Source organism: Pseudomonas sp. LD120, from assembly GCF_009861525.1.
Lineage (GTDB): Bacteria > Pseudomonadota > Gammaproteobacteria > Pseudomonadales > Pseudomonadaceae > Aquipseudomonas.
Map to the genome: position 1 here is coordinate 1,798,301 of NZ_WVHL01000005.1, position 19,324 is coordinate 1,817,624.

Here is a 19,324-nt window from a genome sequence, read left to right on the forward strand (position 1 = left end):
GGGCCTAAACGAGCCCCGGTTCGGCGCAGACCTTGACCACCTGTTCGCGGAACCAGGTCTGCGCGCTGTCCTGATCGCTGTTCTGGCTCCATTGCATGTCCAGGGTGAACCCCGGCAGGCCGCTGGGGGCCTCGCAATGGTCAAACACGGCTTCATTGGCCAGCAGGGCCTGAATGCGTCGGGGCAGAGTGAGGATGAAGTCGGTGCCGGTGATCATCTTCAGTGCTGCGCTGTAGCTGTTGGAGCGGGCGACGATCTGCCGCTTGTGGGCCTGACGGGCCAGCCAGCCATCGACCATGTTGCTGTCCGACGTCCAGGGCGTGGGAAACACATGACGCCGTTCGATGAACGACTGCAGGCTCAAGCGCGGTTCTTGGGGCGGCGTCGCGCGTTTGTCGAAGACGCACACCAGGTCGTCCTCCAGCAGCATTTGCGACTTGAGGTCGGCGTGACTGCGATGGAAGGCCGGACCAAAGCAGATCACCAGGTCGACGCTGCCGTCGCGTAACTCATCGGCGGGCACATCGCTGTCCAGCTTTTGTACATTGACCGTCACCGGCAGGTCGGCGTAGTCGAACCCCTTGAGCAGGCGCGGCAGGATCAGCAACTCGAAGTATTCTGGGGCGCAGAGGTTGAAGGTCACGGCCTGGCGAGTCGGATCGAAGGCCGGCACGCCGCTGTGACACAGGTTGATGCTCTCCAGGATGTTCAGCACGTGACTGTACATGCGGGTGGCCTTGTAGGTCGGGCGCATGCCGGTGCGGGTGTTGATGAACAACTCGTCCTCGAAGCCGTTGCGCAGTTTCTTCAGGCAGTAGCTGACGGTCGACTGGCTGACGCAAAGGGTTTCTGAGACCCCGGTGACGCTGCTTTGCTCGTACACGGCGACAAAGACCATGAGGTCCTGCATGTCGAGTTTTCTGAGCACATTGCTGATGAGCATCCGTTTCATCCTGCTGATTACTTGGCGCCGGTGGCGTGAAAACCGGGTCGATGCTAGCGGAACGATCGTGCTAATTAAATGCCCGGGACACTGATTCGCGGACAGCAACAGGACATTAAGTTCCGATAACACGACCTGCGCAGTTTCTCGCATCAAAGGGGGCTTGTCCCTCGGCCAATTCAGGCTCCGCTGGCTTGCGGACGACTGCTGCGCACCAGAGCGAGCATGCCCAGGGCCACGAGCAGAGCTCCGAGCCCTTCTCCCAGGTGCGGACGCTGGCCCAGCCACAGCCAGTGGAACAGTGTGAGCAGCAGGGTGCTCAGGTAAATGTAGGAAATCACCGTGGACGGGGCGATGACACCAATGGCCCGGTGCAACAGCCAGAAGGTCGCCAGGGTGGCGAACAGCGCCAGGTACAGCAGCCACAGCAGGTCGTTGCTGCCGAGCAGGGCGGCGCTGCGCCAGCCGCCGCTGACCAGGCTGGCGACAAACAGGAACAGCGCCCCGAAGAGCATGTTCCAGAAGGTCATGGCGGCCGGGCTGCGGCCTTGCAGGCTGTGGGCCTTGAAGCGCTGGCTGAGGGGCGAATAGGCCGCCATGGCCAGGCAGCCCAGGGCATAGACCACCATGGCATACAGGGAGGGCAATTGCCCCGGCGCGCCCCCTTTGAGCACCAGCAGCAAGGCCCCGACCCCGGCCACCAGCATCGGCAGCAAGCGGCGTTGCTGGCTACCGTCGGGCAACAGCCAGCCTTCGAACGCCAGGGTCAGCAACGGCACCAGGGTGAACAGGGTTCCAGTGTTGACCGCCGAGGTGTAGCGCAGGGCCTCGAACAGTGACCCGAAGTACAGCGCCAGCAACAGGCCCAGCAGCGCGTGGGCACGCAGCCCGGCCAGGGTCATGCTCGATGAAGAGCCCTTGAGCCACAACAGCGGCACGAACATCAGTGCCGAGAACAGCAGGCGCAGGGCCGTCAGCAGCACCGGATCGATGGCTTGGCTGACCTGGGCGGCGGCGAAGAACGAGGCGGCGATCAGCGCTGCCCAGAGCAGCATGCCGAGGTTGGCTTGGGTGAAGCTCACAGGGTTCATGCAGGCCTCCCGGGCCGGTGCTCAGCGGATGTGCCGGGTGTAATGCCGAGGGTCGAAGCGCAGCACCATGAGGATCATCACCCCCATCACGGCCGTCAGCGACCACCAGGCCCATTCGAAACTGCCCAACTGGTCGCGGATCATCCCCGCCAGCAGCGGTGACAGGCCGGCGATCAGGTAACCGATGCCCTGCACGAAGGCGGTCAGGCCGCCGGCCCGGCGCGGCTCAGGCAGGTGGTCCAGGGACACGATCAGGCTCATGGGAAACAGCCCGCCAATGCCCAGGCCCAGCAGGCACGGCCACAGCAGGCTCAGGTGTTGCGGGCTGAGTATCAAGCCGCAGAAGCCGGCGATGATCAGCACCAGCAGGGCCATCAGCACCCAGCGCCGATCCTGGCTGCGGTTGGCGATGGCCGGGGTGAGCAGCCCGGAAATCACTTCCATGGCGGTGAGAAAGCCCAGCAGCAGGCCGGCGTTCTGTTCGCTCCAGCCGTTCTCCACGTAGTAGGGCGCCAGCCAGGCCAGCACGCAGGTGTAGGACGCGGTGCCAAGGCCGAAGAACACCGCCAGCAGCCAGGCCCGGCGATTGCCGGCAAAGGATTCCCGTGCGCCGGCGCTGGCGGGCAGCCTGGGCAGGGCGTTGCGCTGGGCGTACCAGAACAGCAGGGCCAGCAGGGCCAGGGTGGCCCAGATCGCCAGCGCCACGCGCCAACTGCCACTGTGCTTCATCACCAGCGGCGCGAAGGACGCGGCCAGCGCCGCGCCACCCATGATCGAGGTGACATACAGCCCCATGAACAGCGAGACATTGTCGGCAAAGCGCGACTTGATCAGCGCCGGCAGCAACGCCTGGATCAGGGCGATGCCGATGCCGGCCAGCACCGCGCTGAGAATCAGCTCGGCGGCCGAATCCATGAACAACCGCGAAACGGTCGCCAGGCCGATGACCAGCAGCGACAGGACCACGGTACGGTGTTCACCCAGGCGTTGGCTGATGGCCATGCCGAAGAACATCGCCAGGCCCATGGCCATCACCGGCAGCATGGTCAGCAACGAGGCCAGGCTGAAGCTCAAGGGAATATCGCCTCGGATGCCCGACAGCAGCGGGCCGACGGCGGCCATCGACGGCCGCAGATTGAGCGCCACCAGGGTCACACTGACCATCAGCCAGAGGGCGGGGCGCGAAGTTGCACGAACGTTTTCCATAACCAGACCTTCAAGGAACAGGGGCTGATTAGGCGGCGAGGGGGACAGGAGGGGCAAATCAGAAAGTCCGCAGTGTTATTTAAAAACTAAATATCACTGCGGACCTGTAACCGCTGTCATAGGCTGCGATTCGGTGCGCAGGACGGGGCAAACCGGGCGCCGCGGTTTATCGGTAAGGCCCGGTGCCTCGTTGCGACCCGGCGCCGCCTGCAGCGGCGGCGACTAGGCAGGGTGGATCAGAACGGTTTGGTTGGCAGGTACTTGCCGTCCAGGGTGATCACCGCGCGGGAACCACCTTCCGGGTCCTCGACTTTCTTGATGTCCAGCTTGAAGTTGATGGCACTGATGATGCCGTCGCCGAACTGCTCATGCACCAGGGCCTTGAGGGTCGAGCCGTAGACCTGGAGCATTTCATAGAAGCGGTACACGGTCGGGTCGGTGGGGATGCCGCCGGCGATGCTGCCGCGCAGGGGAATGCTCTGCAGCAGGCGGCTGGCGTCCTGGTCCAGGCCGAGCTTGTCGCACACCAGGTTGGCCGCGTCGGCCGGCAGTGCGTGCTGACCCAGCAAGGCGGCGGTGACGAAGGCCAGGCTCAGCCCGGTGCCGTCGGTGAGGTCCTGCCACGACAGGTTCTTGCGCGCCTTGGCGTCGATGATGGTGTCGGCCAGGGCCAGGCGTGGAGCTTGGGCGAATTGCGATTGCAGCATGGGGTGATTCCTCTTGGGTGACGAAACGGGGGCTGCTCAGGCAGCGCTGGAAGGTTGGCTGGCCAGGGCACAGGTGTGCGGGTGCTCGGCCAGGGACACGAAACGCTGGCTGTTGCCGTCGAGGGCAGCGATGGCGCCGCTTTCGATGTCATAAACCCAGCCATGCAGGTTCAATCGGCCCTGCTCCAGGGCCAGGGCCACCGAAGGGTGGGTCTTGAGGTTGGCCAGCTGGGCGATCACGTTGTCGCGCACCAGGGCGTCCAGGTGATCGGCGGCCGAGGCATGGTGGCGGGCGGCGTTGATCACTTTGGCCGACTCGGCGTGGCGCAGCCAGTTGGCCACGGCGGGCAGGTGCTCGAGGCATTTGCAGGTGGAGATGGCGGTCATCGCGCCGCAGTCGGAGTGGCCGCAGATGACGATGTCGCTCACCCCCAGCACCGCCACCGCATATTCCACGGTGGCCGACACGCCGCCGGGTTCCGGGCCGTAGCTGGGCACGATGTTGCCGGCGTTGCGGATCACGAACAGGTCACCTGGCTCCTGCTGGGTCAGCAGCTCGGGCACGACCCGGCTGTCGGAACAGGTGATGAACAGCGTGCCGGGGCTCTGGGTGCTGGCCAGTTGCTTGAACAGGGCGCTGCGTTGTGGAAAGGCCTCGCGCTGGAACTTGAGGAAGCCGTCGATGATGTTCTGCATGGGGTTCTCCTTGCGTCGCTGAGGGGGCAAGGATGGAAGTTTTCAGCTATAGCGTCCAAGACCTGTTTATTATGCTTTCCATAAGCACTGCCTATAGCTGGAGCCTGCATGTTACTGCGTCATATCCGTTACCTGCTGGCCGTGGCCGAGCACTGCAATTTCACCCGCGCCGCCGAGGCGTTGCATGTCTCCCAGCCGACCTTGTCGCAGCAGATCAAGCAGTTGGAGGTGTCTCTGGGGGCGCCGCTGTTCGACCGTTCCGGACGCAGCGTGCGTCTTACCGACGCCGGCCAGGCCTATGTCGTCTATGCGCGCCGCGCCCTGCAGGACCTGGAGGCGGCCAAGCGGGCCATGCACGATGTGCAGGATATGAGTCGGGGGGCATTGCGTCTGGCCCTGACGCCGACTTTTTCGGCCTACCTGACCGGTCCTGTGCTCAGTCGCTTCAATCAGCGCTATCCGGGCATCAGCCTGAGCATCGAAGACATGACTCAAGATCGCTTGGAAGCGGCACTGGCCGAGGACCGCCTGGACCTGGGCGTTGCCTTTGCCGGTGAGCACCTGGCGGAGGTCGAGGCTCAGGCGTTGTTCACTGAAACCTTGAGCCTGATGGTCGGTTCGCAGAGCCCGGAGCAGGGCGCCGAGCCCTTGAGCGCCGAGGCATTGGGACGCCAGTCGCTGGTGCTGCTCAGCGCCGACTTCGCCACTCGTCAGCACATCGACCTGTATTGCCGGCAACAGGGCATTGCGCCACGGATTGCCATTGAGGCCCATTCGGTGAGTGCGATTGTCGAGATCGTTCGTCGGGGGCCGTTGGCGACCCTGCTCCCAAGCGCCATTGCCCGGGAGCAGCCAGGGTTACGTGTATTGGCCCTGGCCTCGCCTCCGGCGCCTCGTCAAGTGGTGCTGCTAGAGCGCAAGGGCGCCTACCGCAGCGCCGCATGCCACGCCTTTCGGCAGATGCTGCTGGCGCCGGATCAGGGCGCCGCCAGCCATTGATTCACCACCCGGTCATAGGCGCCGGTGGCCTTGCTCAGGTGCAGCCACTGGTCGACGTAGCTTTTCCAGGCCACATCATCACGGGGCAGCAGGAAAGCCTTCTCGCTGTACTGCAGGTAGCGCTCGGGGTTGACCGCGCACAGTCCGGGCTTGCGCTTTTGCTGGAAGCGCGCTTCCGAGGCATCGGTGATCATCACGTCGGCCTGCTTGGCCAGCAGTTGATCGAAGATCGTCAGGTTGTCGGCGAACAGGGTCAGGCTGGCCTTGGGCAAGTGCGCTCGGGCGAAGATTTCATTGGTGCCGCCTGGCGGTTCGATCAGGCGGACCGACGGCTGGTTCATCTGTTCCAGGGTCTGATAGCGCTCAACGTCCTGGCAGCGCACCAGGGGAATCTTGCCATCGATGCCCAGGGGTTGGCTGAAGAAGGCTTTTTTCTGTCGTTCCAGAGACACTGAAATACCACCCACGGCGATGTCGCATTGCTTGCTCTGGAAGTCCGCCATCAAGGTTTTCCAGGTGCTGTTGACCCACTTCACCTTGACACCGAGGCTCTGCGCCAGCGACTCGGCCATGGAAATATCGATGCCTTCATAGCGTCCGTCTTCGCGCAGATAGCTGTAGGGCTTGTAGTCGCCGGTGGTACAGACGGTCATATGGCCGACCTCGAGCACCTGGTCCAGGCGTGTGGTGGCCGGCTGGGCGTAGCACAGGGCCGGGACGCTGAGACCCAGGACGGTACAGAACAGAAAACGCGGGAGCATGGGGCATTCCTTGAGTGGCGGGTGGGACGCGGTGCCGGGGCATTATTGGCGTCGGGCCCGCCTCGGGCAAGGCTGAGCCTGTGTTCAAGGTCCCTTGAGTGCTTAACCGCTTTTCGACCTTTTTTTCACGAATGGCTGGTTAACCTGTACGCCCCCTGGATTCCAATAAGAGCTCGCCTTTCATGTCGTCCCCATCCCCACCGCTCGTCGAACTGGAGTTCGCTCGACGCTATGACCAGGAGCACGCGCGAGTTTGTTGTGAGTCCCGGCCTGCCGGGATCGGCATGCGCCTGGCACTTTGGCGCATGACGCATCTGGTGCGTCATGCCCTGAAAGTGGCCGGCGAGCCCGGGCTGATCCTGGATGTGGCCTGTGGTGTCGGTCGTTACTGGCCGTTGCTGGCGGAGCATGGCAACCGGGTGATCCTGGCGGCGGACCCGTCCCTGGAGATGTTGACCCACGCTCAGACCCACCACCCGGACAGCCTGCTGAAACGGGTCAAGACCTTTCACAGTTCGGCGTTCGATATCGGCCTGTCGGCCAATGCCGTGGACAGCATCATCTGCATGCACCTGTTCGCCCATGTGGCACGTAGCGAGGATCGCCTGGCACTGTTGCGCGAGTTCTACCGGGTGAGCCGTGATTCGGTGATCATCGCCACCCGGGTCGCGTCTTTGTTCAAGGTCGGTTTGCCTGTCAACGCAGACGCCAGCGCGCTGGCGCTGATCAGCAAGGCGCAGCTGGAAGCCGAGTTCAAGCTGGCTGATTTTGAAGTCCTCAGCCATCAGGACCTGCTTCCCGGGTGTGCGCTGTCACGGGTGTATGTTCTGAGAAAGCAGGGTTAATTCGCACTCTCGGACTATTCTTGAGCTCCGATGGTTGGTTTCGCACTTGCTCTTGTCAGGTGAATGCTCAGAAATCACCGGGGGCGATATATACTGCGCGCCATTCTTCAAGGGAGAGCCGTGTGGCCATCGATATACATTGGATTCGCGACAACGATAGCCTCGGTCAGCTTTGCGCCGAATGGCAGCATTTGCCATTCGTCGCCCTCGACACCGAATTCATGCGGGTCGATACGTTTTATCCCATCGCCGCGCTGTTGCAGATTGGCGATGGGCAGCGCGCCTACCTGATTGACCCTTTGACCATCGACAACTGGCAGCCTTTGGCGGCCCTGCTGGAGAACCCGGCGGTGGTCAAGGTGGTGCATGCCTGCAGCGAGGACCTTGAAGTCCTGCTGCGCCTGACCGGTAGCCTGCCGGCGCCGCTGTTCGACACGCAACTGGCGGCCGCCTACCTGAACCTGGGGTTTTCCATGGGCTATTCGCGCCTGGTGCAGGAAGTCCTGGGCATCGAACTGCCCAAGGGCGAGACCCGCTCCGACTGGCTGCAGCGCCCGCTCTCGCAAACCCAGGTCAGCTACGCCGCTGAAGACGCCGTACACCTGGCTCAGGTGTTCACCGAACTGCAGCCGAAACTGTCCGCGGACAAGTACCGCTGGGTCTTGGACGACGGCGCCGAACTGGTGGCCAACCTGCGCCGCGAAGTGGACCCTTACGAGGTGTACCGCGAGGCCAAGCTGGCCTGGAAGCTGTCCCGCGCGCAATTGGCGGTGCTGCGTGAGATCTGTGCCTGGCGTGAGCGTGAAGCCCGCGCTCGCAACCTGCCGCGCAACCGCATTGTGCGTGAACACGCGCTCTGGCCTCTGGCCAAGACTCAGCCCGATACCCTGTCGGCGCTGGCCAAGATCGAAGACATGCACCCGCGTACCGTGCGTCAGGACGGCGATTTCCTGCTCGACCTGATCAAGCGCGCCGCCAGTGTCGCTGCCGATCAATGGCCGCCGGCCGTGCCGGAGCCGCTGCCGATCGAAGCGTCGGTCCTGCTCAAGCGCTTGAAGGCGGTGGGGCAGGCCGAAGCCGAGCGGTTGAACATCGCGCCGGAAATTGTGCTGCGCAAGAAAACCCTGGAAAGCCTGCTCAAGAGCGGCTTCCCCAACGGGCCTTATCAATTGCCTGATTCGCTGCGTGGCTGGCGCCGCGAATTGATGGGCCAGGCACTGCTCGACAGTCTGGCCACCGCCGGAGAACAGCCTTGAAACGTATTTGCTCCATCTACAGAAGCCCGCGCAAGAACGAGATGTATCTCTATGTGCTCAAAAGCGAGGCCCTGGAACGCGTGCCGGAAAACCTGCTGCTGGCCTTCGGCAAGCCGCAACATGCCTTCGATCTGGTACTGAGCCCGGAGCGCAAGCTGTCCCGGGAGGACATCCACCAGGTGCTGGAGAACCTCGAGAAGCAGGGCTATCACTTGCAGATGCCGCCGGCGGAAGACGAGTACATCGAACACCTGCCCGAAGAGTTGCTGCGCCGCAATGATCCGGTCTGACCTGTAGAGGCTCGGTCCCGAGCCTCTGTTAAATGCAACTGACTGACCTGGCCACCGCATTGATCGATGGAGCAATACTCCGTCGGCGGCGGCCTGTACCGTTTTTTAAGGTTTGAACCATGCGCGTTCTGATTGCCGAACACGATCACGCTGTTTATGCCCGCCTGCTGCGTCAGGCGGCACCAGAGCTGGACGTACTGACCAGTGACGACTCCGCCGAGCTGTCGCGCCTGGCGGCGGATTGCCCGGTATGGCTGGGTCAGCCGGACCTGCTGGCGACCCTGTTGCGTCAGGGGCATCAACCCCAGTGGCTGCAATCCACCTGGGCTGGCATCACCCCGTTGCTGGCCGACGGCCTGCCTCGACATTACCGCCTGACCCGGGCGGTGGGCATCTTCGGCCAGGTCATGGCCGAGTACGTGCTCACCTACATCCTCGGCCATGAGCGTGAGGTGCTGGCGCGGTTGGTCAGCCAGGTTGAGCGCAAGTGGGACAACCGCCTGGGCCAGAGTCTGGTGGGGCGCAAGGTGCTGATCGTCGGCACCGGCGACATCGGCCAGAGCGTGGCGCAGTTCCTGCTGCCCTTTGGCGTGAAGCTGTATGGCATCGCCAGCCAGGCGCGGGAGCAGGCACCCTTTATCGAAGTGTCCGGCCTGGAAGACCTGGGACGCTTGGTGGGGGAGGTGGATTATGTGGTCAACCTGCTGCCCAACACCCCGCACACTCATGATCTTTACAACGCAGCCTTGTTCAAGCAATTCAAACCCACGGGGTTGTTCATCAACGTCGGCCGGGGGATTTCCGTGGTCGATGGAGACTTGGTGCAGGCCCTCAAGGAGGGGCATCTGGCGGGGGCGGTGATCGATGTCTGCCGCCAGGAACCCTTGCCGCAACGGCACCCGTTCTGGACGGCCTGGGGCTTGCTGCTGACGGGGCACAGCTCGGCGCCGACCTCGCCGGAACTGATGGTGCAGTTGTTCGTCGACAACCTGCGGGCCTACGAGGCCAAGCAGGCCTTGCGCGGCGAAGTGGATTTCGCTCGCGGCTATTGAAACGGACTTGATCGTAGGAGCGAGCCTGCTCGCGAAAGCTGCGCTTGCCCGGCAAGCGCGGCGCCCTTCAGGGCTTCGCGAGCAAGCTCGTTACTATAGAGGCGATCGCTGCCTTAGAGGCTGAAGTCGCCTTCGGCGACGGTTTCGCTCAATGAGCGACGCGGGCTTGGCTCTTCCCGGGCCTGCAGGTAGTCGGCCAGGGTCGACTTGTCCCCCAACTTGCCCACCGCCACGGCGGCATGCAGGGCATAGCCTTCGGGAATCTTCAGTTCCTTGCGGGTCAGTTCCTGATCGAAGCCGGCCATGCCGTGGGTGTGCCAGCCGCTGAGGCTGGCCTGCAGCGCTAGGTGGCCCCAGGCCGAGCCGGTGTCGAAAGTGTGCCACAGGGCCGGGCTTTCTTCGCTGGCGCCGGGGGCGGTGAAGGTGGTCTTGGAGATCACGATCACCAGTGCCGAGGCGTGTTGCGCCCAGCCACGATTGAACTCGTTGAGCAGACCGAGGAAGCGTTCCCAGTTTGGTGTGTCACGGCGCGCATAGAGAAAGCGCCAAGGCTGGGAGTTGTAGGCCGAAGGCGCCCAGCGCGCCGCTTCGAAGAAACTCAGCAGGGTTTCTTCAGGGATGCTTTCGCCGGTAAACGCCCGTGGCGACCAGCGCTGGGTGAACTGTGGGTGAATGGGGTAGTCGGCAACGCGAGTGTTAGCGCTCATGGAAAAACTCCTGGCAGCAGTTGAGAGAGATGGAATAAACCGGCAAGCGCAGTTGAACTGAGCGAAGGGGTATTCCTTGACCCCGGACGATTGCCGGGTGCGACGCGGTCGTGCTAGGGGCACACGGGCATGGGCCCGTGCGAGGAGCCAAACTACTGTGCGCCATGGCCGCTGACAAGCCTCTGGCTACCGACAGTCGTAAGCGCTTGGCCCGTTGGGCCTTCGGCACTAGACTGGCGACCTTTTCACCCTCGGATAATGATGCTTGAGCCATGGCCGCCAAAGTCGAACCTTTCTGGATACGTAAAACCCTCGAACAACTCGACGCGCATGAATGGGAGTCGTTGTGCGATGGCTGTGGCCTGTGTTGCCTGCAAAAGCTGGAAGACGAAGACGACAACAGCGTCTATTACACGCGTATCGCCTGCAAACTGCTGGACCTCAAAACCTGCCAGTGCAGCGACTATGCCAACCGCCGTGCTTCGGTGCCCGATTGCATCCAGCTCACGCCGGGCAAGGCCGATGAGTTCAAGTGGTTGCCGCCTACTTGCGGCTACCGGCTGGTGAGCGAAGGTAAGGACCTGCCGCTGTGGCACCACTTGGTGTGCGGCGATCGTGATGCGGTGCACCACGAAGGTATTTCCCAGTCTGGACGCATGCTGGCCGAGGGCAGCGTGGCGGAAGAGGACTGGGAGGATCACCTGATTTTCCGGGCCGGCTGAGCACGGCCTGAGCACACACGGCGCAGGCCACAGAGCCGATGCTTGCCTGGGGCTGAGCCAGTGGCAATGCAGCGGCCTGGATGGCGAGAGCCCTTTGGCGGCGCATCAGCTAAAGGCCGCGGAGCGTGACCAGTTTCTAAGGCCAGGAGTGTTTATGAAGGTGGGGGCGAGGCTGTCGCTGGTCGCTGCGCTGCTGGCATTGAATGCGTCGGCCTGGGCAGCGAAGAGGGTCGATCTGGATTATCACGTGGTTTTTCTGCCGCAAAGCGATCAGGCCGAAGTCCGTCTGACCCTGGCCGAGGGGGCGGCGGTGCGCAGCCTGGATTTTGATCTGGGCAAGGACGGCGACTACAGCGCTTTCAGGGCCGATGGCCAATGGCAAGCCACGGCGAACGCCAACGGCCAGCGCGGAGTCTGGCGTCCGGCCAACGGTAAGGCCAGCCTCAGCTACCGGGTACGCTTGAGTCACAGCATCAAGACGGGGCGCTACGACAGCCGCAGTAACGCCAACTGGGCACTGCTGCGAGGCGAGACGCTGGTGCCGTCGGCCCGGCTTGACCAGCAAGATGGCATTGAGCTGGTGTCGCGGCTGGCTTTTCAACTGCCTGCGGGCTGGAGGAGCGTCGAAACCGCCTGGCCGCGTATCGGCAAGCAGCGCTTTCGCATCGACAACCCCGCACGTCTGTTCGATCGTCCGGTCGGCTGGATCCTGGCTGGCAAGCTGGGCAGTCGCCGCACGCGCCTGGGCGGTACCGAGGTCAGCGTGGTGTCGCCCTTGGGCCAGGGCATGCGCCGCCAGGATGTGCTGACCCTGCTGACCTTTGTCTGGCCGCAAGTGCAGACGCTGTTCCCGCATCAGCCGGGCAAGCTGCTGATTGTCGGTGCGGCCGATCCGATGTGGCGGGGCAGCCTCGCCGCTCGCGATTCAGTGTTTCTTCACAGTCGCTTGCCCCTGGTCAGCGAGCGTGGCAGCAGCCCGCTGCTGCGCGAGCTGGTGCAGACGTTGGCGCGAATCAACGACCGCCAACGCAGCGACTGGATCAGCGAAGGGGTGGCGGAGTATTACGCCATCGAGCTGCTGCGCCGGGCCGGCGGCATCAGCGATGAGCGATATCAGGTGTTGGTAAAGCGCCTGGCCAGAGACAGTCGCTCGGTCAGCAGCCTGCTCGGCGAGCAGGTGGACAACGCCACCGTGGCCAAGGCGGTATTGCTGTTGCAGGAACTGGACCGGGAAATCCGCTTGAAGACCCGCAACAAGCGCTCGCTGGACGATGTGTTGCAAGCGCTGATGCGCCTGGAACGCGTCAACACCGCCGAATTCATTCAGATCAGTGAACGCGTGCTGGGCGATTCGTCCAAGGTTCTCGACACCGCCCTGTTGCACTGAGCGTTGGGGCAGGGGAGGGGGCCAGGGAGTCAGCCTTGGGCTTTGGGGGCCTGAGGCCTGTCATTGCTGGCGGCCCTGGCCTCGAGATCGCGCAGCTCCTGGCCGGTACGCTCGATGCTCGTCTTGACCAGGTTGATGTCTCGGTGGCTTTTTTTCAGCAGGCTTTTTACCGAACGCTGCCCGCTGATGCCACGGGCCAGGGCGACACCGCCAATGGCCACTTGAATCAGACCTAACACGCCGCCACGACGCAGGCCCTTGCCCATCATCGCCACACCACCGGCCAGCGAGCCGATGCGTTCCCAGCCCTGGACGCTCTGGGTCGGTTGGTCGTGTAACGCAGCAGGTTCGATGCTTGGCGGTGGTTGGCGTTCGCTCATGATCTGTCTCCAGGGCGGTGAGGGAGGTAAAGCTGACTGCGCAGGCATCGCGGGTTCCCGGGATTGATCTGGGGGGGTCAGTACTTGGGCCCGGAGCGGGTGTTGTTGCCCTTGGCCAGGCGATCGTAGAGCACCACATTGACCGTGGCCGCAAGATTCATGCAGCCAGTGGTGGGGATATAGACCACGTCCTCGCACCAGTCGCGAATGTCCTTGTCGAGGGAGCCGTCTTCCGGGCCGAAGATGTACAGGGCGCGATCCGGATGAGTGTATTCCGGCAGCGCCCGTGCGCCCTCCACCAGCTCGACCGCCACCGGGATGCAGCCCAAGGGCAGGATCTTTTTCAGGTCGTCGATGCCGATCAGCGGGATGTCCTGGTGGACCTTCTTGGTGTCGGTGACGAAGTCGCGGGCACGCTCATAGCGCTTGCCGGTGTAGAACACCGAGGCGACGCCATAGCAGCCGGCGGCGCGCATCACCGAACCGACGTTCTCCGGCGACTTGGGGTTATACAAACCGATGCAGCTGTACCTTTTGTTTGCCACGAGCGACGAGCCTTGGGGGGAAAAGAGCGCGATTATACGGGGATTGCCCGCGGGCCGGGGGCTTGTTGTGGAGAGGGAGCGTGGGCCCTCACGACGATAGAGCTTCAGTAGTCGGCCGGGCAGGGCGCCCGGCCCGTTGCAGTTAGGGTTCGTCTTTTTTCATCAGCCCGGCCAGGGCGGCGAACGGGTTGTGGGTGGCCTTGGCGACTTTCGGTGTGCTCAGCGAGCCTTCGCCGAAGTACTGTTGGTCGGTGTAGCGCGAGTGTTCGTTGTCGTGGCAGTACAGGCACAGCAGTTCCCAGTTGGAACCGTCCTGGGGGTTGTTGTCGTGGTTGTGATCGCGGTGGTGCACGGTCAACTCGCTCAGGCGCTTGCCGGAAAATTCCCGGGCGCAGCGACCACAGACGTGGGGGTACATTTTCAGTGCCTTGTCGCGGTAACCCATTTCCCGGTCGCGCTGGGCGTCGGCAAGGATACGGTCCAGCTTGGCGGTGTTGGACGGGGGAGTGGACGAACTCATGGGTTCACCTTTGTAGAAGGACTAATGACGGTAATGGACAAAGTTTAGCTCAGGCCTTGAGCTTCTCGGCAATCCAGATGGTGTGCCGGGTGCCGCGATTGCCATGGGCGAAGACTTGCACTTGCTCGGCCTTGAAGCCGGACTTGCGCAGGCGCTCGGAGAATTTCTGATCGGCGCTGGCGGACCACACCGCGAGGATGCCCTTGGGCCGCAGGGCACGGGCACAGGCCGCCAGGCCCGCGCTGGAGTAGAGCCAGCTGTTGGCTTTCTGGGTCAGGCCTTCGGGACCGTTGTCGACGTCCAGCATGATCGCGTCGAATCCTTGAGGCTCGGCCTGCAGGACCTTGGCCACGTCTTCCAGGCGGATCGCCGTGCGCGGGTCCAGCAGCGGCCGGCCGGATTTCTCTCCCAGAGGGCCACGGTTCCATTCGACCACCCCGGGCACCAGCTCGGCGACCACCACCTCGGCGCTCCGGCCCAAGTGCTTGAGGGCCGCGGCCAGGGTGAAGCCCATGCCCAGGCCGCCAATCAGCACCCGCGCGTTCGCGCGCCCCGCCACTTTGCTGCAGGGGATCTGTGCCAGGGCATCCTCGGAGCCGTGCATGCGGGTGTTCATCAACTGGCCGCCGTCGCCGCCCTGGATCTTGATGACGAAATCCTCGCCGTACTCGAACAGGCACAAGGCGCCGCCGTTTTCAGGAATCGCAGTGGTGTCCAGCAGTACGAAACGTTTCATGGAGATCTCATTGAGGAAGGCAAAACCGCCCGGTAGGGAGTAGCCTGACGCCAGACAATAGCAATGGAGCCATTGATGAAGCGCACTATTCTAACGGGGATTGCCCAGGCGGCGCTCGCACTGACGGCAACCCTGGCAATGGTTGCGGCTCCGGCCTGGGCCGACGAACCGCAAAGCGCCCCGGTGCTTATCCCGACGCCGAGCCTCGGCACCCCGGGCACCGCAACGCCCACGCCGTATCCGCAAGTCACCCCGCCCAGCACGCCGAAAACCGGCAGCAGCGGCAGCGCGCCGTTATTGCCCCCCATCGACATGCCCAAGCCACCCAAGGATCAGACCCTGCCAGGGCTGGAATCGCACGACATCAAACCCAAGCTGCAGAGCTAGCTGGCGCCTTCGCCATGGATGCGCCAGAGCTGTGGTTTGGCAGGGCTTAGAACGGGTGCGTCAGTAGTTGACCGTCGGCCATGCGCAGGCGCTTGGACAGTGAGACCGCCAAGGCACGGATAACCTTGGCGGCAATTTTGGGCGCATCGTTGAGCATCTTCTCCAAGGAGTCCTTGCCCAGGTTGAGTAACTGGCAATCACTGGCCGCCACGCAGGTGGCCGAACGCCGCTCGCCATCGAGCACCGCCATCTCGCCAAAGGCCCGGCCGCTGCGCAAGGTGGCGATGGTCTGGGGCTGATCGTTCTGGTTGCGTTTTTGCACGGCCACCTGGCCGCTGCGGATGATGCACATGAAGCTGCCGGCATCGCCTTCGTGAAAGATCGCTTCGCCCTGGGCGATGCTGCTGATGCTGAAGTAGCCGGCCGCGGCGTTGAAGTCGGCGGGCAGCAACTGGTCGAACAGGCCACAGTCCATCAGCCAGTCGCGGATTTCGTTGTTTAGTAAAGTCGGTTCGGACATGGTTCAGGGTCTTTTTCTTGTCTGTGCTTCATGGGGGCAAGCCCGGACCGGCCAGAGCCGGCGGCGCTCCAGAGTTAAGACAGAAGCGTCGCCGGGAGTTCCTCAGGCCAGGTCCAAAACGTCCAGGACAAAGGCATATTCGAGGGCTACGTCACGTAATCCCTGATAGCGGCCGCTCATGCCACCGTGACCGGCGCCCAGTTCGGTCTTGAGCAGCAGCGGGTTGTCGTCGGTTTTGTTGGCGCGCAGTTTGGCCACCCATTTGGCCGCTTCCCAGTACTGCACGCGACTGTCGTTGTAGCCGGCGATCACCAGGGTTGCCGGGTAGGCCTGGGCGCGGACGTTCTCATAGGGCGCATAGGCCTTGATCCGCGCATGAACCTGCGGCTCCTCAGGGTTGCCCCATTCGTCGTATTCAGTGACGGTCAGCGGCAGTTCCGGGTCGAGCATGGTGTTGAGCACGTCGACGAAGGGCACCTCGGCGATGGCTACCTGGAACAGCTCAGGGCGCTGGTTGAGCACCGCGCCGATCAACAGACCGCCGGCGCTGCCGCCGCTGATGGCCAGTTGTCTGGAAGTGGTCAGGCCCTGGGCGATCAGGTGTTCGGCGCAGGCGATGAAGTCGCTGAAGGTGTTTTGTTTGTGTTCCTGCTTGCCAGCGCGGTACCAGGCTTCGCCCAGTTCGCCGCCGCCACGCACGTGGGCAATGGCAAAGGCTACGCCACGATCGAGCAGGCTCAGGCGGGCGTGGGAGAACCAGGGGTCGAGGCTTTCGCCATAGGCGCCGTAGCCATACAAGTACAGCGGTGTCGGCTGGCCCAGGCATTCGCGCTTGACCACCAGGCTGATGGGCACCCGGGTGCCGTCGGCGGCGGTGGCCCAGAGGCGCTGGCTGACGTAGGCGTCAGGGTCGAACGGACCCAGCACCGGGGTTTCCTTGAGCACCTGCTGCTGGCCGTCGGCCAGTTGCAGTTGGCGTATCTGGGCCGGGCGATTCAGCGCCTCGTAACGCAGGCGGATACACGGGCTGGAAAACTCCAGGCTGTTTTGCACATGCAGGCTGTAGGCGGCGTCTGGCAGTTGCACGCGATAGGCCGGCCGATCCTGCGGGTGCACTTCGATGATCGGCAGGCCGCCTTCGCGCAGGCTCAGGGTCATGGCGTTGGCGTTGAGGGTTACACCGTCGAGCATCACTTCGGGGTCGTGGGCAATCAGCAACTGCCAATCGCTTTGCTCAGGGACCGCGTCATTGTCTGCGGCCTGATACAGGGCGAAGTTGATGCCGTCGCGGTTACTGCGGATGAACCAGGTCCACTGGCCGTCCAACTGGCCGTGGTCGACATCGTACTCATGGCCCTCGACTCGGGGCGCCAGGCAGGTGAAGGGCTGCTCAGGCCGCGCGGCATCCAGGGCCCAGGTTTCGCCGGTGGTCTTGCTGCCCAGTGACAACAGCAGTTGGCGCTCGGAACTTGCGCGGTAGCAATGCAGGAAGAAGCGCCCATCCGGTTCGTGGAACACCTCTTGCGCGGCGGTGCCATCCAGACGGTAGCGGAACAGTTTGTGCGGGCGGTGGGTGTCATCCAGTTCGCCGAAGAACAGGGTCAGGCTGTCATTGGCCCAGGTCATGCTGCCGTCGCAGTTGTCGAAGGACAGTTCGCTGACCTTGCCGTTGGCCAGTTCCTTGACGAACAGGGTGTAGATTTCCTCGCCGCTGGTGTCGAGGCTGTAGGCCAGGCGCTGATGGTCGGGGCTGATGCTGAAGGCGCCAAGGGAGAAGAAGCCGCCGTTGGCCAGGGCGTTGGGGTCCAGCAACAACTGCTCATGGCTTTCGTCCACCGTCAGGCTGCCGTCCGCCGGGCGTGGGCAGCGGTAGTGCCGGGCGTATTCATCCCCCGCGGTGGTGCGGGTGTAGTACAGGTATGGGCCCCAGGGCGAAGGCAAGGACAGGTCGGTTTCGAGTATTCGTCCCTTGATCTCTTGGAACAGGGTTTCGCGCAGCGGGGCCTGCTGGGCCAGTTGGGCTTCCTGATAGTCGTTTTCAGCTTTCAGGTAGTCGAGTACGGCATCGGTGTCGCGTTCCTGTAGCCAGGCATACGGATCAGCGCCTTCGGCCTTGTGGGCAATCGGGGCGCTGGTGTCGTTGGCGGGTAAGGGCATGGGTGGCTCTCGAACGATGACAAATGAGGACTTGGCAGACAGCGTTGCAGCCTGACCGAGCAAAAGTCGTTATCATAAGCGCCTCTTTGCCTGCCTTGCCACGGACACCATGACCGAGAACGACTATCTGATCGCCTGGGGGCTCTACGCCTTTGCCGCCTTGGGCTGCCTGCTGGTGTGGATGCGCCTGACCCGTTGGACCTGGCGCTGGCTGCGCGAACCGCTGCGGCTGTTGATGGCGGTGCTGCTGTTGAGCCCCACCATCGTCGATCCAGTACAGGAAAAATTTGCCCCGGCCGTGGCCATCACTGCGCTGGATCTGGCTTTCAAGGTCGGCAACAACGCTTGGCGCGCCGTGTCCGACCTGTTCATGTACGGCATGATCGCCTTTGGCGTTTACCTGCTGTTCGTACTGATCCGCTGGCCCATCGAGCGTTCCGCCAAGGAGCGCCGGCTGCGCAATGAAGCGGCGCAAGCGGCCGCCAAAGCCGCGGAAGTGGAAGAGGACCAGCCTTTTGGCGATGCCGGCAATGGCCGTTATGGTCGTGCGCCGGCAGCCGGCACGCCCCTGAATACACGGGTCGAACCGCGTTTGTAACGCTCTCCCCCGGCATTGAAGCGAGAGTCCGAGCATGTGTGAGTTATTGGGCATGAGCGCCAATGTACCGACCGACATCGTCTTCAGCTTTACCGGGCTGATGCAGCGCGGCGGTCGCACCGGGCCCCATCGCGATGGTTGGGGCATCGCCTTCTATGAAGGCCGTGGCCTGCGTTTGTTCCAGGACCCGGCGGCCAGTTGCGAATCGGAAGTGGCCCATCTGGTGCAGCGCTACCCGATCAAGAGCGAAGTGGTGATCGGCCACATTCGCCAGGCCAACGTTGGCAAGGTGTGCCTGGCCAACACCCACCCCTTTGTTCGTGAGCTGTGGGGCCGCAACTGGTGCTTTGCCCATAACGGCCAGTTGGCGGATTTCCAGCCCCAGGCCAGTTTCTATCGTCCGGTGGGCGACACCGACAGCGAAGCGGCGTTCTGCGACCTGCTCAACCGGGTGCGCGCAGCCTTCCCCGAACCGGTGGACATCGAGCAACTGCTGCCGACCCTGATCCAGGCCTGTAACCAATACCGCAGCAAGGGCGTGTTCAACGGCTTGCTCAGCGATGGCGACTGGCTGTTCTGCTATTGCTCGACCAAACTGGCGCAAATCACCCGGCGGGCACCATTCGGCCCGGCGCGGCTCAAGGATGTCGACGTGATTGTCGATTTCCAGGCCGAAACCACGCCCAACGATGTGGTGACGGTGATTGCCACCGAACCCTTGACCGAAAACGAAACCTGGACCCGCTACCAACCGGGCCAGTGGAGCCTGTGGCGACGCGGCGAATGCGTCAGTCAGGGCCAGACCGAATAAGGACATCC

Annotated in this window: 23 protein-coding genes; 10 read left to right on the forward strand and 13 right to left on the reverse strand. The window is 63.3% G+C overall.

All coding sequences use genetic code 11. From position 1 onward, the window contains the following. Positions 1-4: 4 nt before the first annotated feature. The 5 genes from PLD_RS22555 to PLD_RS22575 all read right to left on the reverse strand — a co-directional run bounded on the left by PLD_RS22555 (position 5) and on the right by PLD_RS22575 (position 4,643). Positions 5-943, reverse strand: a complete 939-nt coding sequence (locus PLD_RS22555; RefSeq protein WP_159896669.1) for a LysR family transcriptional regulator — start codon at positions 941-943, stop codon at positions 5-7. A gap of 179 nt (positions 944-1,122) precedes the next feature. Then, the gene (locus PLD_RS22560) at positions 1,123-2,034 is read right to left on the reverse strand and encodes a DMT family transporter (protein ID WP_159896670.1); all 912 of its coding nucleotides are present in this window, start codon (positions 2,032-2,034) and stop codon (positions 1,123-1,125) included. 21 nt (positions 2,035-2,055) lie between these two features. After that, the gene (locus PLD_RS22565; protein ID WP_159896672.1) at positions 2,056-3,240 is read right to left on the reverse strand and encodes a cyanate transporter; all 1,185 of its coding nucleotides are present in this window, start codon (positions 3,238-3,240) and stop codon (positions 2,056-2,058) included. Positions 3,241-3,476: 236 nt separating this feature from the next. After that, positions 3,477-3,947: a cyanase gene (gene cynS, locus PLD_RS22570; protein ID WP_159896674.1), complete on the reverse strand. Its 471-nt coding sequence runs from the start codon at positions 3,945-3,947 to the stop codon at positions 3,477-3,479. Between the two features lie 36 nt (positions 3,948-3,983). Continuing rightward, positions 3,984-4,643 carry a carbonic anhydrase gene (locus PLD_RS22575; protein ID WP_159896676.1) on the reverse strand — a complete coding sequence of 220 codons (660 nt, stop codon included), beginning with the start codon at positions 4,641-4,643 and terminating at the stop codon, positions 3,984-3,986. 108 nt (positions 4,644-4,751) lie between these two features. Between PLD_RS22575 and cynR the strand changes: the two genes are divergently transcribed. Next, positions 4,752-5,642 (forward strand): transcriptional regulator CynR, encoded by an 891-nt coding sequence (gene cynR, locus PLD_RS22580; protein WP_159896678.1) that lies wholly within the window; start codon positions 4,752-4,754, stop codon positions 5,640-5,642. Here the strand turns inward: cynR and PLD_RS22585 are convergent. Next, complete coding sequence (locus tag PLD_RS22585; RefSeq protein WP_159896680.1) at positions 5,621-6,403, reverse strand: transporter substrate-binding domain-containing protein; 783 nt, start codon at positions 6,401-6,403, stop codon at positions 5,621-5,623. The two genes, cynR and PLD_RS22585, sit on opposite strands and share 22 nt — an antisense overlap. A 182-nt stretch (positions 6,404-6,585) precedes the next feature. Between PLD_RS22585 and PLD_RS22590 the strand changes: the two genes are divergently transcribed. The 4 genes from PLD_RS22590 (at position 6,586) to PLD_RS22605 (ending at position 9,846) form a co-directional block, all read left to right on the forward strand. Continuing rightward, positions 6,586-7,248, forward strand: coding sequence for a class I SAM-dependent methyltransferase (locus PLD_RS22590; protein ID WP_159896682.1), 663 nt, complete (start codon positions 6,586-6,588; stop codon positions 7,246-7,248). A 122-nt stretch (positions 7,249-7,370) separates the two neighbouring features. Continuing rightward, on the forward strand, positions 7,371-8,504 hold the full coding sequence (gene rnd / locus PLD_RS22595) for a ribonuclease D (RefSeq protein WP_159896684.1): 1,134 nt from the start codon (positions 7,371-7,373) through the stop codon (positions 8,502-8,504). Further along, positions 8,501-8,794 (forward strand): YcgL domain-containing protein, encoded by a 294-nt coding sequence (locus PLD_RS22600; protein WP_159896686.1) that lies wholly within the window; start codon positions 8,501-8,503, stop codon positions 8,792-8,794. Before rnd ends, PLD_RS22600 begins: the two co-directional genes overlap by 4 nt. A 119-nt stretch (positions 8,795-8,913) precedes the next feature. Further along, positions 8,914-9,846, forward strand: a complete 933-nt coding sequence (locus PLD_RS22605) for a D-2-hydroxyacid dehydrogenase (RefSeq protein WP_159896688.1) — start codon at positions 8,914-8,916, stop codon at positions 9,844-9,846. A 113-nt stretch (positions 9,847-9,959) separates the two neighbouring features. Here the strand turns inward: PLD_RS22605 and PLD_RS22610 are convergent, their stop codons facing one another. Next, entirely contained in the window at positions 9,960-10,553 is a 594-nt protein-coding gene (locus PLD_RS22610; RefSeq protein WP_159896690.1) for a nitroreductase family protein, read from the reverse strand. Between the two features lie 272 nt (positions 10,554-10,825). On the opposite strand from PLD_RS22610, the gene PLD_RS22615 reads away from it, so the two are divergent. Then, on the forward strand, positions 10,826-11,275 hold the full coding sequence (locus tag PLD_RS22615; protein WP_159896692.1) for a YcgN family cysteine cluster protein: 450 nt from the start codon (positions 10,826-10,828) through the stop codon (positions 11,273-11,275). Between the two features lie 154 nt (positions 11,276-11,429). Further along, complete coding sequence (locus PLD_RS22620) at positions 11,430-12,662, forward strand: hypothetical protein (RefSeq protein ID WP_159896694.1); 1,233 nt, start codon at positions 11,430-11,432, stop codon at positions 12,660-12,662. A gap of 29 nt (positions 12,663-12,691) precedes the next feature. Here the strand turns inward: PLD_RS22620 and PLD_RS22625 are convergent, their stop codons facing one another. From PLD_RS22625 to PLD_RS22640, 4 genes are all read right to left on the reverse strand, one after another. After that, on the reverse strand, positions 12,692-13,042 hold the full coding sequence (locus tag PLD_RS22625) for a DUF2892 domain-containing protein (protein ID WP_159896696.1): 351 nt from the start codon (positions 13,040-13,042) through the stop codon (positions 12,692-12,694). 77 nt (positions 13,043-13,119) lie between these two features. Then, positions 13,120-13,587, reverse strand: a complete 468-nt coding sequence (locus PLD_RS22630; protein ID WP_159896698.1) for an RNA methyltransferase — start codon at positions 13,585-13,587, stop codon at positions 13,120-13,122. Positions 13,588-13,729: 142 nt separating this feature from the next. Further along, complete coding sequence (locus tag PLD_RS22635) at positions 13,730-14,107, reverse strand: YajD family HNH nuclease (protein ID WP_159896700.1); 378 nt, start codon at positions 14,105-14,107, stop codon at positions 13,730-13,732. Positions 14,108-14,156: 49 nt separating this feature from the next. Then, positions 14,157-14,843 (reverse strand): spermidine synthase, encoded by a 687-nt coding sequence (locus PLD_RS22640; protein ID WP_159896702.1) that lies wholly within the window; start codon positions 14,841-14,843, stop codon positions 14,157-14,159. Positions 14,844-14,918: 75 nt separating this feature from the next. Between PLD_RS22640 and PLD_RS22645 the strand changes: the two genes are divergently transcribed. Further along, positions 14,919-15,230, forward strand: coding sequence for a hypothetical protein (locus PLD_RS22645; RefSeq protein ID WP_159896704.1), 312 nt, complete (start codon positions 14,919-14,921; stop codon positions 15,228-15,230). Between the two features lie 46 nt (positions 15,231-15,276). Here the strand turns inward: PLD_RS22645 and PLD_RS22650 are convergent, their stop codons facing one another. Beyond that, on the reverse strand, positions 15,277-15,750 hold the full coding sequence (locus PLD_RS22650; protein ID WP_159896707.1) for a cyclic nucleotide-binding domain-containing protein: 474 nt from the start codon (positions 15,748-15,750) through the stop codon (positions 15,277-15,279). A gap of 102 nt (positions 15,751-15,852) precedes the next feature. Further along, on the reverse strand, positions 15,853-17,907 hold the full coding sequence (locus tag PLD_RS22655; protein ID WP_159896709.1) for a S9 family peptidase: 2,055 nt from the start codon (positions 17,905-17,907) through the stop codon (positions 15,853-15,855). A gap of 109 nt (positions 17,908-18,016) precedes the next feature. Between PLD_RS22655 and PLD_RS22660 the strand changes: the two genes are divergently transcribed. Then, positions 18,017-18,505, forward strand: a complete 489-nt coding sequence (locus PLD_RS22660) for an MFS transporter (protein WP_159896711.1) — start codon at positions 18,017-18,019, stop codon at positions 18,503-18,505. A gap of 34 nt (positions 18,506-18,539) precedes the next feature. Beyond that, the gene (locus tag PLD_RS22665) at positions 18,540-19,316 is read left to right on the forward strand and encodes a class II glutamine amidotransferase (protein ID WP_159896713.1); all 777 of its coding nucleotides are present in this window, start codon (positions 18,540-18,542) and stop codon (positions 19,314-19,316) included. Positions 19,317-19,324: the final 8 nt, after the last annotated feature.

Coding starts and splice junctions, on each gene's coding strand:
- PLD_RS22660 (WP_159896711.1), top strand. CDS start 18,017: ATGACCGAGAACGACTATCTGATCGCCTGGGGGCTCTACGCCTTTGCC.
- PLD_RS22555 (WP_159896669.1), bottom strand. CDS start 943: ATGCTCATCAGCAATGTGCTCAGAAAACTCGACATGCAGGACCTCATG.
- PLD_RS22610 (WP_159896690.1), bottom strand. CDS start 10,553: ATGAGCGCTAACACTCGCGTTGCCGACTACCCCATTCACCCACAGTTC.
- PLD_RS22640 (WP_159896702.1), bottom strand. CDS start 14,843: ATGAAACGTTTCGTACTGCTGGACACCACTGCGATTCCTGAAAACGGC.
- PLD_RS22575 (WP_159896676.1), bottom strand. CDS start 4,643: ATGCAGAACATCATCGACGGCTTCCTCAAGTTCCAGCGCGAGGCCTTT.
- PLD_RS22590 (WP_159896682.1), top strand. CDS start 6,586: ATGTCGTCCCCATCCCCACCGCTCGTCGAACTGGAGTTCGCTCGACGC.
- PLD_RS22620 (WP_159896694.1), top strand. CDS start 11,430: ATGAAGGTGGGGGCGAGGCTGTCGCTGGTCGCTGCGCTGCTGGCATTG.
- PLD_RS22565 (WP_159896672.1), bottom strand. CDS start 3,240: ATGGAAAACGTTCGTGCAACTTCGCGCCCCGCCCTCTGGCTGATGGTC.
- cynR (WP_159896678.1), top strand. CDS start 4,752: ATGTTACTGCGTCATATCCGTTACCTGCTGGCCGTGGCCGAGCACTGC.
- PLD_RS22585 (WP_159896680.1), bottom strand. CDS start 6,403: ATGCTCCCGCGTTTTCTGTTCTGTACCGTCCTGGGTCTCAGCGTCCCG.
- PLD_RS22665 (WP_159896713.1), top strand. CDS start 18,540: ATGTGTGAGTTATTGGGCATGAGCGCCAATGTACCGACCGACATCGTC.
- PLD_RS22645 (WP_159896704.1), top strand. CDS start 14,919: ATGAAGCGCACTATTCTAACGGGGATTGCCCAGGCGGCGCTCGCACTG.
- PLD_RS22655 (WP_159896709.1), bottom strand. CDS start 17,907: ATGCCCTTACCCGCCAACGACACCAGCGCCCCGATTGCCCACAAGGCC.
- PLD_RS22615 (WP_159896692.1), top strand. CDS start 10,826: ATGGCCGCCAAAGTCGAACCTTTCTGGATACGTAAAACCCTCGAACAA.
- cynS (WP_159896674.1), bottom strand. CDS start 3,947: ATGCTGCAATCGCAATTCGCCCAAGCTCCACGCCTGGCCCTGGCCGAC.
- PLD_RS22650 (WP_159896707.1), bottom strand. CDS start 15,750: ATGTCCGAACCGACTTTACTAAACAACGAAATCCGCGACTGGCTGATG.
- PLD_RS22605 (WP_159896688.1), top strand. CDS start 8,914: ATGCGCGTTCTGATTGCCGAACACGATCACGCTGTTTATGCCCGCCTG.
- PLD_RS22635 (WP_159896700.1), bottom strand. CDS start 14,107: ATGAGTTCGTCCACTCCCCCGTCCAACACCGCCAAGCTGGACCGTATC.
- PLD_RS22560 (WP_159896670.1), bottom strand. CDS start 2,034: ATGAACCCTGTGAGCTTCACCCAAGCCAACCTCGGCATGCTGCTCTGG.
- PLD_RS22625 (WP_159896696.1), bottom strand. CDS start 13,042: ATGAGCGAACGCCAACCACCGCCAAGCATCGAACCTGCTGCGTTACAC.